The following is a 12,703-nucleotide window of genomic DNA, read 5'->3' on the forward strand; positions in this document are numbered from 1 at the left end:
ATAGAATTCAATATCATTGCCCGGCGATAACCTTCCCCTGTTTCACCCAGATCAATTGCTCCACCGGGAAACCATAATTCTTCGCGATGGCGACCAGGCGATCGCGAGTTTGGTTATCAATCGTCGGCGTGCGCGATAAAATCCACAGATATTCGCGGTTAGGGCCAGCAATCAAAGCATGTTGATATTCATCATCCAAATCAATGACATTATAGCCGCCATAGAATGGGCCAAAGAAAGAGACTTTCAGTGAAGCTTGCTGCGGTGAGCCAATGAAATAGGCTTTCCCGATACTTTCCTGCCATTGCTGTTTCTTCGCGTTATAACCTCGATTAATGACTTTTACGCCACCATCATCGCGAAGTGAGTAATTAGCCGTGACACGGTCTAACCCGCGCTCAAAAGAATGGTCCAGACGAGCAATTTCATACCAGGTACCGAGATAGCGGGGTAATTGAAAGTTATCGACGACTTTCACGTCTTTTGGCGGCGTTACACTACAAGCGACCGAAAGCAAGGTTGCTGTTATTACGGATAATTTTGACCACAGACGCATCTGTATTCCTCAGTATTTCAATTATTAGACTGTAGTTGAGAATAGCTATCATCTATGAAAGAGGCAAATGGATGAATCTGAATTATTGGCTGAATGGGATATTGGCAAAATGGATATTGGCGGGATAATTTGTTGGCGATATAGCAAAAAACGGCCCGGCATAAGCACGGGCCGCTGAGAGAGCTTGGGCAATTACAGTGTCAAAACACCGATGATAGCAACCACAGTCAAAATGGCAGCCAGACCATAGAAAACCCATTTCCCAGCAGGGATGTGAATTTTCAAATCATGCATGGCGTGGTGGATACGGTGTAAACCGCACCACAGTGGCAGAATAATCATCAGTAGCAGGAATACCCGGCCAATGAAGCTCTGACAAAACGCCAGTACGCGCTCATAGCTCAATGCTTCACCGGGGAAAGCACCCAGAGGCAGCAAAATAGCAACCAACAGAATAACCGCGGGGGCAATGATGGCACTCCACATGCCGCCCGCGCCGAACAGACCCCAGAAGATAGGTTCATCGGAGCGCTTAGGGACTTGATTCATCTTGTTCTCCTCCGGGTTAGAGTAAGGCAACGGCCAGAATAATCGCGGTAGCCACGATAGTCACCACCCACAGCGCCTTGATAACTGGCTCTGGACCCATTTTTTCGTCTTTAATAATAATATTGGCGGCTTTCGGTGCCAGTTCAAACCAGGTTTTGGTATGTAACACGGCGGCCAATAACGTAATGATATTGATTAATAACACCAACGGGTTTTGCAGGAATCCGACGAAACCTTCCCACCCGTCTGGGCCACTTTTCAGTGCGAATACTCCGTAAATCAGCAGGATACTGAACCACACTGTGGGCACGGAGGTGCCTTCACGCAACATATAAAAACGATAGAAACCGAGCTGTTGCCACCAGTTCGGGGCCATGGTACGGACGTAAGCTTTGCGTTTAGTAGTCATTACTGTTTCCCCTCCCTTATTGTGGTTTCAGCATGGCGATCATGAAGTCTTTCGCACTCTCAACCTTGCCTTGCTGGATAGCTGCGGCAGGGTCTACGTGTTTAGGACAAACTTCAGAACAGTAGCCGACAAAAGTACAACTCCAGACACCATTTTTGCCGTTAAGCTGTGGCATACGCTCTTTCTTACCCTGGTCACGGTTATCCAGATTGTAACGATGGGCCAGAGTGATGGCTGCTGGGCCAATAAACTCAGGATTCAGGCCAAACTGCGGGCAAGCGGCATAGCACAGGCCACAGTTAATACAGCCAGAGAACTGGTGGTATTTCGCCATCTGAGCCGGAGTCTGCTTATTCGGGCCGTCTTTGGGTTTGCGCTCATTGCCAATAATATAAGGTTTGATAGCTTCCAAACTCTCAATAAAGTGAGTCATATCAACCACTAAATCGCGCTCGATAGGGAAGTTACCCAGTGCCTCGACCTTCATCCCGCCAGTATATTCGCGCAGGAAAGTCTTACAGGCGAGTTTTGGCACTTTGTTGACCATCATGCCGCACGAACCGCAAATCGCCATCCGGCAAGACCAGCGATAAGACAGGTCAGGTGCCAAGTTATCTTTGATATAACCCAGCGCATCCAGCAGAGAAGTCTGCTCATCGTAAGGCACTTCAAAGGTTTCGAAGTGAGGTTCGCTATCACGTTCTGGGTTATAGCGCATGACTTCCATTTTCAGGAGTTTCATATCAGTCATTCGCCTGCTCCTTATCCTTTAAATCTTTCGCATCTTTGGCGTCTTTAGCATCTTGCGCGGTAGCTTCACCACCATAAACGCGTTTTGCCGGTGCCAGCTTGGTAATTTTTACGTCGCTGAGTTCAAGGCGTGGTGCGCCGTTTGGATTATGGAAAGCGAGTGTGTGCTTGAGGAAATTAACATCATCACGCTCGGTGCAACCTTCATCCAGGCGCTGGTGCGCACCGCGAGATTCTCTACGGTTCAGTGCTGAGTGAGCCATACATTCGGCCACATCCAGACCATAACCCAGCTCAATGGTGTAGAGCAGGTCAGTATTGAAAACACTGGAGTTGTCAGTGATTTTCACGCGTTTGAAGCGCTCTTTCAGCTCAGCCAGTTTATCCACGGTTTTCTGCATCAGTTCCGGTGTGCGGTAAATACCGCAACCTTCTTCCATTGACAGACCCATCTCATCGCGAATTTTAGACCAGTTTTCAGTCCCTTCCTGTTTCATCAAGTTGCTCAGGCGGGTTTCCACATCACGGGTCTGGGCATCCAGCGCACTGCCGTTAGCCGGGCCGGTTTCCATGGCGCGCAAAGCGGCTTGTTCACCAGCAAGACGGCCAAAGACCACCAGTTCTGCCAATGAGTTAGAACCCAGACGGTTTGCACCGTGCAGACCAACAGAAGAACATTCGCCGACGGCGAACAGCCCTTTGATGCGGGTTTCACACTGCTGATTGGTTTCAATACCGCCCATGGTGTAATGCGCGGTTGGGCGCACTGGAATTGGCTCTTTAACCGGGTCGACACCGACATAAGCTTTTGCCAGTTCACAAATGAATGGCAAGCGCTCAAGCAGTTTTTTCTCGCCAAGGTGGCGCAAGTCCAGATAGACCACATCACCACGCGGAGTCGCGATAGTGCGGCCAGCACGCCATTCATGCCAGAAAGCTTGCGAAACTTTATCGCGTGGGCCCAATTCCATGTATTTATTCTTTGGCTCGCCGAGCGGGGTTTCTGGCCCCATGCCGTAATCCTGCAAATAACGGTAGCCGTCTTTATTGACCAGAATCCCGCCTTCACCACGGCAACCTTCTGTCATCAAGATGCCAGAACCCGGTAGGCCGGTGGGGTGATATTGCACAAATTCCATATCACGCAGTGGAACGCCGTGGTGGAATGCCATCCCCATACCATCACCGGTAACAATACCGCCATTGGTGTTATAACGATAAACACGACCCGCGCCGCCGGTGGCCATGACCACAGCATTCGCACGGATTTGCACCCGCGTGCCTTCCATCATATTCATGGCAACAACACCACGAGCCTGGCCATCATCGACCAGAATATCCAGCACAAAGTGCTCATCAAAGCGTTGAATTTGCGGATATTTTAACGAAGTTTGGAACAGGGTATGCAGCATGTGGAAGCCGGTTTTATCCGCAGCAAACCACGTACGTTCAATTTTCATCCCGCCAAAGCGGCGAACGTTGACAGAGCCATCGGGTTTACGGCTCCATGGGCAGCCCCAAATTTCCAACTGTGCCATTTCTTCCGGGCAGCTATGGACAAAGTGATCCACAACATCCTGTTCGCATAACCAGTCACCACCGGCAACGGTATCGTGGAAATGATAGTCAAAGGTATCGTGGTCCTGTGTGACAGCAGCTGATCCCCCCTCGGCGGCCACAGTGTGGCTACGCATTGGGTATACTTTCGAGATCAGGGCAATCTTCAGCTGAGGGTTGGCTTCCGCTGCGGCTATTGCTGCACGTAAACCAGCGCCCCCGGCCCCGATAATGGCAAGATCGGCGTTAAAGGTTTGCACTGCGCTTCTCCATTGTTCAAGTGAAAAATATATAAAGTGAATCTCTACTCTTAATGATTTTTTATATTATTACTTGGCTAACTGATTAGCGGTTAACCAGAATGATGCTATTAAGAATAGCTATTTCTTACTTTTTGCATGGGAATAATTATACCCAATGCTAATCAGTAGAAATTTGATGTGATCGATTGTTTTGTTTTATTTGAACCGCCTCAAGGGCATTACTAGCAAAAACGTGATCCCAAACAGGATATGCTGGGCAAAAGTCTTTTTTGCAGAGTGAAATGCTGAATCCGAGCTGGAAATCGGCGGCATGAGTGACAGATTTGTCTGAGTGAGTAGATGCGAGTAGACTGCATCCCCTGTTTGATTTCGGAGTTAACTACCATGAGCGAAACGGCAAGCTGGCAGCCGAGTGCACCCATCGCCAATTTGTTGAAGCGCGCAGCAATAATGGCAGAGATCCGGCGTTTCTTTACTGATCGCGGCGTATTAGAAGTTGAAACGCCCACCATGAGCCAAGCGACAGTGACGGACATTCATTTGGTCCCATTCGAAACCCGGTTTGTTGGCCCGGGCGCTGCCGATGGTTTGACGCTGTACATGATGACCAGCCCGGAATATCACATGAAGCGCCTGCTAGCGGCGGGCAGTGGTTCTATCTATCAAATGGGACGCAGCTTTCGCAATGAAGAAGCTGGCCGTCATCACAATCCTGAATTCACTATGCTGGAATGGTATCGCCCGCATTATGATATGTATCGCTTAATGAATGAGGTTGATGACCTGTTGCAGCAAATTTTGGATTGCAACAGTGCGGAAACCTTGTCTTATCAACAAGCATTCTTGCGCCATTTGGATATTGATCCCTTGTCGGCGGACAAAGCGCAATTACGCGAAGCTGCGGCAAAACTGGATTTAAGCAATATTGCCGATACCGAAGAAGATCGCGATACGCTGCTGCAATTGTTATTCACCGTCGGGGTTGAACCCCACATTGGCCGCGAAAAACCGGCTTTTGTTTATCATTTCCCCGCCTCTCAAGCATCCCTCGCAGTGATCAGCACTGAAGATCATCGTGTAGCAGAACGTTTTGAGGTTTACTTTAAAGGTATGGAACTGGCGAATGGCTTCCATGAGCTGACTGACGGTGATGAACAACTGAAACGGTTTGAGCAAGATAATCGCAGCCGTGAAAAACGCGGTTTGCCACAGCATCCCATTGATATGAATTTAATTGCAGCCCTGAAGCACGGCTTGCCAGATTGTTCTGGTGTAGCGCTAGGGGTTGATCGTCTGGTGATGTTGGCGTTGGGTGCAGAAAGGTTGAGTGATGTTATTGCCTTCCCAGTCGATATTGCCTAATTCCTCTTCGTCCTTGGCGCTGCAGCGGTGTTCGCTGCACTCGCTTACCCGAATCACTTACTGGAGTAAGCTCATCGGGATGCGCTCACTTGTTGCCTTGCTGCAACACCAATGACGTTGAGGAATGCGAGTGTCCTTGGCGCTGCAGCGGTGTTCGCTGCACTCGCTTACCCGAATCACTTACTGGAGTAAGCTCATCGGGATGCGCTCACTTGTTGCCTTGCTGCAACACCAATGACGTTGAGGAATGCGAGTGTCCTTGGCGCTGCAGCGGTGTTCGCTGCACTCGCTTACCCGAATCACTTACTGGAGTAAGCTCATCGGGATGCGCTCACTTGTTGCCTTGCTGCAACACCAATGACGTTGAGGAATGCGAGTGTCCTTGGCGCTGCAGCGGTGTTAAAAGAAATGCCCTGACCTGTGAAGGTTCAGGGCATTTTTGTTTCTTACTTACTTATTGATCTTACAAGCTGCCCGGCGTGCGGCTGCGATTCGAAGAAACCACGCGGCCACGGCCCAAAGTTTCCAAACGGGCCTGGAATGGTGGGAATGGCAGAGTAATGCCGTGCTCGCGGTAACCGGCCAGAATCAGCTGATGAATCTCATGACGCAGCGGCATACGGTGGCCCATTTCGGCGGCGTAAATACGCAGCTCGAAAATTTGGATCCCTTGCTGGAGATCGACCAAATAGACCTCCGGTGGCGGGTTATCCAAGACCAAGGTGCAGCGGCGCGCGGCAGTCAGTAAGACTTCCGTCACTTCCTCGCTACTGGTTTCTGCTGGAGCCGGTACCGTCAAGACCACACGGGTAATGGAATCCGACAGCGACCAGTTAATAAATTGCTCAGTAATAAAGGCTTTATTCGGCACGATAATTTCTTTGCGATCCCAATCTGAGATGGTCGTGGCGCGAGTATTAATTTTGGTGACGCTACCAGTGAGATCACGGATAGTCACGGTATCGCCGATACGGATCGGTTTTTCAAACAAGATGATTAAGCCGGAGACGAAGTTGGCGAAAATCTCTTGCAAACCAAAGCCTAGCCCCAAACCCAGAGCAGCAACCAGCCATTGGAATTTCGCCCATTCGATCCCTAACATAGAGAAACCGACCAAACCCCCGATCAGGATCAGCAGATATTTGGTAATCGTGGAGATGGCATAGCCGGTTCCGGGGGTCAGATCCAAATGCTGTAACAGTGCCAATTCCAGCAGTGCGGGGAAATTACGCACCAGTTGGGTTGTCACGATCATCACCAGAATAGCGATCAGCAGTGATCCCATGGTGATCGCCTGTACTGACTCAATACCGTTTATTGTCGATGACGAGTCCCACAAGCGAATATTTTCCAGGAAACCAAAAGCTGAGTGAATCTCAGACCACAGCGCTATCACAGAAACTAACGCGATCATGGTCAGAATGGATCGCACCAGCCGCAGAGACTGCGCGCTGATCACATCCAGATCAATCACCGGTTCTTCAACATCAATGGAACCTTCAGTGCTGTTATTGTGCGGCGTGGTATCGTCTTCGCCACGGGCACGTTGCGCCAGAATATCAGCACGGCGCTGTTTGGCGCGATCAAAGGCAATGCGGCGGCGCTGAATCAGCATCCAGCGGCGGATAATATGATAAACCACCAACAAGAAGAACCAGATAGCGACCGAGGTCTCCAGACGGGCTAACAATGCTTGCGAGGTGGTGAGATAACCCAGAGCAGACGCCAATGCTGCCATCAAGGGCGCAGACAGCAAAAGCCCCCACAATGCTGTGTTAACAATATTATCGCCAGAACCTTTTTTATCCAGATAGAGTGGAATACCCGCCCGCTTCAAGCTGTTGGTGACCAAACTTAAGGCGATACACAGCAAAATAAAGCACAGCCGGCCCAGTGTGCCAGCGAATTCACGGTCGTTATAATTCTCGAATGTAATCAGCGCCATCATCAGTGGGATAATCAACCACACTGACATGCGATAGAAGCGCATTGCCCGGCCCACTTGGGTCGGTGACCAGCGGAAGTGGGTAATAAACAGGCCATGTGGATGAGCAAATGAGGCGCTTATCATAAACACCCACAGCACCGGCACGGTCGCGGTGACAGCATTACCAATGGCGATAGCCATCGGATACGACCAGGCATTTTGCAAACCATATCCGACTGCCGCCCATAAGACAGGCAACGGCAGCGCCATCAGAATGGACCAGAATACGGTGCGCAACGTCAGGGAGAAATGGTCTTGTGTAACCTTACCAACACGGCTGCTGGCGCGCTCCAGGAAAGCATGATAATGGCGGCGAGAGCTGATACTGAAACCGACAAACAGCAGCGCGCCAATAATTGGCAACAATGTTTCTTGGCTGGTCATCATCATGACAAAGGCTTGGCTGAGCTGCGAAAGGGTGTCGAGTGACAGCAAGCGGGTAAGGTCATGGGCGACGTTAAGCGGATAAGAGAGTGATATCGGGCTAACATCCGCCACCCAAAACAGGTAGCGGTGGGTCGCTTCACGAACTTCACTTAAGGCGTCGACTAATTGGCTATTGGCCACTTTCAGCTTGGTAAGCTCAAGAATCTGCGTGTCATAACCCGATAACAGGGAGTTCAATAACTCGCGCTGGGTACGCAATTGGGCATCCAGAATCCGCTGTTGTTCAGTGGTCAATGGTGTGCCATCGTTTTGCAGTAGCCGGGTATTTTGCTGCTGCAATTTCTCCATCATGTCTTCATATTGCAGACGTTGAACTCGCAACTGGGCCATATCGCGATCCAATTGCTGATTTTTGGGCACATCGGGCAACCTCGCCACTTGTGCTCGCAATGCTTCACCCAATGCGGTTGAAACCCCCAACCACTGAGCCTGCTCACGGATAGTGCTAAGTGCCTGTCGAACCTGCTGAGTTTGTGTAACGGCCTGGCGTTGCTGCGAGGAAATCAGGTCAATGCGCTGCACTTGCTGATTTAGCGCTTGAGACAAATCGCGGTTTATTTGCAACTGCTGGGTAATAGATTCAGGTAAATCACCGCCTTGTTCGGCCAGTAATTCTGTGCGCTCAAGCGCTTGTTCTGCGGCTTGTTGGCGCTGACTATTCAGGTTGTTACGCAAGCTCTGGAGTTGGGCATCGACCCGCTCCTGACGTTTTTTGTATAACTCAGCCCGTAGCCGGGAAAGCTCTTGGCGATTATTGGCGGAGAGTTGGGAAAGCTCCAGCTCATTGGCTTTCGCTTTGCGGGCCACGGCTTCAGCTTGTAATAATGCCAACTGCGCTTGTGCTACTGGGGTGGCGGGGCTACTTTGCGCCAGAAGTCGTGTGCTGATTTCTGTCAGAATGCGCCGGGCTTCTGATTGCTGTTGCGGTAGCTGATTCAGTGACTCACTGATTTCCCGTGCGCGATCTTGCTCCTGCTGTGACAGGCGGCTTAACTCTAATAATTGGCTGCTGACTTGCAGCACTTGCTGTTCCAGTTCGGACGTGGACAGATTATTAGGGACTGGCAGGGGTTTATCCCCTTCTTGCGCCAATTGTTGGCGTAACTCACGGGTAAGCTTAGGAAAGTCATCAATGGCTTTTTGATACTGCTGGGCGCGGATATCAGATTCTTTCGCATCCGCTAACCAGCTGAGAGCCCCTTGCAGCGCCTGAACAATTTCTGCCTGATTTACCATCCCTTTATTGGCTTCAGCCTGTTTCAACTCTTGTCTGAGCTGCTCTTCATTCGGCTGAGTTGCCGCATGAAGCGGCAGGGACAACAACATTACCAATGACAGTAAAATTGCAGAAAACCATGAAATTATTAGGCGCACGTAAGGGTTCCTTAACATCAATGTCTTGTCAGCCGAAAGCTAGCACGGCGGGGTCGCGGGGATAGCTTCGGCTAATACTTCACCCATGCGGGTAACCGAGCCGCTGTTTAACTGTGGTGCTAAATGTACTTTGCCCTCAGCAAACAAGTTAATCACCGTCGAGCCCAACTTAAAGCGGCCCATTTCTTGCCCTTTCTCCAGCGTGACAGCACCTTCAGCCCCGGCCTGCGGGTAAGTCCAGCGGCGAATCACACCTTCCCGTGGTGGGGTAATAGTGCCCGCCCAGACGGTTTCTATGCTGCCCACGATAGTAGCACCCACCAGAATTTGTGCCATTGGACCAAAGGCGGTGTCAAAGATACAAATGACGCGCTCGTTACGGGCGAACAGGTTAGGAACATTCGCTGCGGTCAATGGATTGACCGAGAATAAATCACCCGGAACATAAATCATTTCACGCAATACACCATCACATGGCATATGCACCCGGTGATAATCGCGCGGAGCCAGATAAGTGGTGACAAACTGCCCATTCTTGAACTCAGCAGCCAGCATATAGTTACCTGCCAACAAAGCTTCCACACTGTAGTTGTGGCCTTTTGCCTGCAAGATTTGCCCATCATGAATGGTGCCTAACTGACTGATAGCGCCATCAGCCGGTTGAGCTAATAGATTTTCTTCAACCACAACCGAGCGCGCACCTGCGCGAAGTGGGCGCACAAAGAATTCGTTAAATGTACGATAAGCAGAGAATTCAGGGGCTTGCGCTTCTTTCATATCAACTTTGTAATAGCGAGCAAACGCTTTGATAACCAGTTGCGTCAACCAGCCACCTTGTTTATCTGCGCCCCAGCCCGCCAAACGGGTCAGACCAAGCTTAGGAAGTAAATATTGTAATCTGATTTTGAGACTATCCAGCACGTAGACCTCATTAGATAAGTACGCTTTTACTTGGTGTTGCCGCGCTGTTAGCAGCAACACCAATTATTTTGGGTTATGGGTACCACAGGGGAGACCCGCGATTAAAACATTATTTCTCGTCACTATCTGATGTCTTGCGCGGCTTCGCCTGCTCCATACTTTCCAGAATGCGATGATAATTATCAAAGCGCTCCTCGGCAATTTTACCTTGCTCTACCGCTTCGCGCAGCGCACAGCCGGGATCGGTGGTGTGGCTACAATCGCGGAACTTGCAATGACCAAGATAATCACGGAATTCGACAAATCCTTGCGTGATTTGTTCCGGAGCCAGATGCCACAGACCGAACTCACGTACCCCCGGTGAATCAATCACATCACCACCATGCTGGAAGTGATATAAACGAGCGGCGGTGGTGGTGTGCTGGCCCAGCCCTGAGTTGCCGGACACGGTATTGACCAGAATTTCATTATCTGTTGGCGGCAACAAGGCATTCAATAGACTGGATTTACCCACCCCTGACTGACCGGCAAAGATGCTTATCCGCCCAGCCAGCGCCTGCTCGAAGGCTTCCATCCCTTCACGGGTTTGGCTGGAAACTTCCAATACGTTGTAGCCAATACGGCGATAGATATCCATCATGCCATCAACGAATTTACGGCCATCGGCGTCCAGTAAATCGATTTTATTCAGTACGATTAACGGCTCGACATCTAATGTTTCACAAGCCACCAGATAGCGGTCGATGATATTGAGCGAAAGTTCGGGCAAAATTGCCGAAACGATCACGATCTGATTAATATTTGCGGCGATCGGCTTCACGCCGTCATACAAATCAGGGCGCGTCAGAACGGATGTCCGCTCATGAACGGCTTCGACAATACCTTTAACGCGCACACCTTCCTGCGCTTGCAGGCCGGGACGCCAGACCACACGATCACCTGTCACCAGTGACTTGATGGTGCGGCGGATATTACAACGGTGCTGAACACCATCGGCAGCTTCGACATCAGCATGCTGACCGAAGCGACTGATTACGATACCTTCTTGCGCATCGCCAAGCTGAGAGTCATCTAACTCAGGTTTTCTATCAGTGCGTAGCCGGCGCTGATGGTTAGCCTGTACACGCCGTTGCTGACCTTTCGACAGTTTATTCTTACTCACTGTGCCTCACTTGAATCTGCATTAATACCCTTAGTATTTGAAGCCGCAGGTGTGTTCGCTACGTTCACTCATCCGAATCACTTACTTGAGTAAGCTCATCGGAACTCGTTCGCTTGCTGCCTGCCTGCAACTCCAATTTCTTTGGGTATATCGCTGGTTGCGACCAAAAGGGCTATGATACACATTATTTTATCAATTAACCGTTTGTTCGGTAGTCTCACCCGCTAACAGGCAGGAAAAATCATGACAGAAAATCAAAATAATCTCATCTGGATCGATCTGGAAATGACCGGTCTTGATCCGCAGCGGGATCGGATCATCGAGATAGCCACTCTGGTTACCGATGCTAACCTGAATATCCTGGCGGAAGGCCCGGTGTTGGCCGTCCACCAGTCTGATGAGCAGCTTGGGCTAATGGATGAGTGGAATGTGCGCACGCATACCGGCAGTGGCTTGGTTCAGCGCGTTAAAGACAGCCCCTTTAGTGATAGCGATGCTGAGTTGCAAACGATTGAATTTCTCAAGCAGTGGGTTCCGGCAGGTGTTTCCCCTATTTGTGGTAACAGCGTGGGCCAAGACCGGCGCTTCCTGTTCCGCTATATGCCAGAGCTTGAAGCCTATTTCCATTACCGTTATCTGGATGTCAGCACTTTAAAAGAACTGGCCCGCCGCTGGAAACCCGAAATTCTGGCAGGTTTTAAAAAACAAAATACTCATCAGGCACTGGATGATATCCGCGAGTCAGTGGCCGAGCTGGCTTATTACCGCGAGCATTTCATCCAGCCTTAATCCCCTTCGGCCTTGAAATGGCAGGGGTGTTAGCTGCGCTCACTTACCCGAATCACTTACCTGTGTAAGCTCATCGGGATGCGTTTGCTGGCTGCCTACCTGCCACTCCAATGACTTTGGGGAACCCTTCGGGCTTGAAATGGCAGGGGTGTTAGCTGCGCTCACTTACCCGAATCACTTACCTGTATAAGCTCATCGGGATGCGTTTGCTGGCTGCCTACCTGCCACTCCAATGACTTTGGGGAACCCTTCGGGCTTGAAGCTGCGAGGGTGTTAGCGGGTAGTCTGGCCTGAGATTTCAATAACTTTGGGTTTAGACTTTTCATGGTGCTGGTAAAAACAGCATATTGCTGTTTTAATCGGCACTTAAACCGAAAAATGATTTTTTTGCTTTCAGGGGCTTGCGGCAAAACGGATTTCTCGTATAATGCGCACCCCGTACCGATGAAGAATTCGCGAGCTTGCGCAAACAGATTCAGTACTGGAAAGTATGACACCGAGCGGGAATAGCTCAGTTGGTAGAGCACGACCTTGCCAAGGTCGGGGTCGCGAGTTCGAGTCTCGTTTCCCGCTCCAA

10 protein-coding genes and 1 tRNA gene are annotated in these 12,703 nt (G+C 50.3%); 3 read left to right on the plus strand and 8 right to left on the minus strand.

Annotated features, from left to right (window positions below):
- Positions 1-13: 13 nt before the first annotated feature.
- From blc to frdA, 5 genes are all read right to left on the minus strand, one after another.
- A complete protein-coding gene (gene blc / locus FTA91_RS08965) occupies positions 14-556 on the minus strand; it encodes an outer membrane lipoprotein Blc (RefSeq protein WP_145534376.1) in 543 nt (180 codons plus the stop codon).
- Between the two features lie 192 nt (positions 557-748).
- Complete coding sequence (frdD, locus tag FTA91_RS08970; RefSeq protein WP_004392449.1) at positions 749-1,105, minus strand: fumarate reductase subunit FrdD; 357 nt, start codon at positions 1,103-1,105, stop codon at positions 749-751.
- Positions 1,106-1,121: 16 nt separating this feature from the next.
- Positions 1,122-1,514: a fumarate reductase subunit FrdC gene (gene frdC, locus FTA91_RS08975; RefSeq protein ID WP_145534379.1), complete on the minus strand. Its 393-nt coding sequence runs from the start codon at positions 1,512-1,514 to the stop codon at positions 1,122-1,124.
- Positions 1,515-1,530: 16 nt separating this feature from the next.
- The gene (locus tag FTA91_RS08980; protein ID WP_050115019.1) at positions 1,531-2,265 is read right to left on the minus strand and encodes a succinate dehydrogenase/fumarate reductase iron-sulfur subunit; all 735 of its coding nucleotides are present in this window, start codon (positions 2,263-2,265) and stop codon (positions 1,531-1,533) included.
- Positions 2,258-4,081, minus strand: coding sequence for a fumarate reductase (quinol) flavoprotein subunit (gene frdA / locus FTA91_RS08985; RefSeq protein ID WP_004392452.1), 1,824 nt, complete (start codon positions 4,079-4,081; stop codon positions 2,258-2,260). Before frdA ends, FTA91_RS08980 begins: the two co-directional genes overlap by 8 nt.
- Before the next feature lie 387 nt (positions 4,082-4,468).
- Here frdA and epmA point away from each other — a divergent pair, with 387 nt between their 5' ends.
- Positions 4,469-5,446 carry an elongation factor P--(R)-beta-lysine ligase gene (epmA, locus tag FTA91_RS08990; protein WP_049561644.1) on the plus strand — a complete coding sequence of 326 codons (978 nt, stop codon included), beginning with the start codon at positions 4,469-4,471 and terminating at the stop codon, positions 5,444-5,446.
- Between the two features lie 463 nt (positions 5,447-5,909).
- Here the strand turns inward: epmA and mscM are convergent, their stop codons facing one another.
- From mscM to rsgA, 3 genes are all read right to left on the minus strand, one after another.
- Positions 5,910-9,254, minus strand: coding sequence for a miniconductance mechanosensitive channel MscM (gene mscM / locus FTA91_RS08995; RefSeq protein WP_186366571.1), 3,345 nt, complete (start codon positions 9,252-9,254; stop codon positions 5,910-5,912).
- Between the two features lie 39 nt (positions 9,255-9,293).
- Positions 9,294-10,175, minus strand: a complete 882-nt coding sequence (gene asd / locus FTA91_RS09000) for an archaetidylserine decarboxylase (RefSeq protein WP_050115023.1) — start codon at positions 10,173-10,175, stop codon at positions 9,294-9,296.
- Between the two features lie 109 nt (positions 10,176-10,284).
- Positions 10,285-11,337 (minus strand): small ribosomal subunit biogenesis GTPase RsgA, encoded by a 1,053-nt coding sequence (gene rsgA / locus FTA91_RS09005; RefSeq protein ID WP_038636955.1) that lies wholly within the window; start codon positions 11,335-11,337, stop codon positions 10,285-10,287.
- A gap of 243 nt (positions 11,338-11,580) precedes the next feature.
- Here rsgA and orn point away from each other — a divergent pair, with 243 nt between their 5' ends.
- Positions 11,581-12,126: an oligoribonuclease gene (gene orn, locus FTA91_RS09010; protein WP_050115025.1), complete on the plus strand. Its 546-nt coding sequence runs from the start codon at positions 11,581-11,583 to the stop codon at positions 12,124-12,126.
- Positions 12,127-12,626: 500 nt separating this feature from the next.
- Positions 12,627-12,702 (plus strand) — tRNA-Gly (locus tag FTA91_RS09015).
- Position 12,703: the final 1 nt, after the last annotated feature.

The organism is Yersinia thracica, from assembly GCF_902170565.1.
GTDB lineage: Bacteria > Pseudomonadota > Gammaproteobacteria > Enterobacterales > Enterobacteriaceae > Yersinia > Yersinia thracica.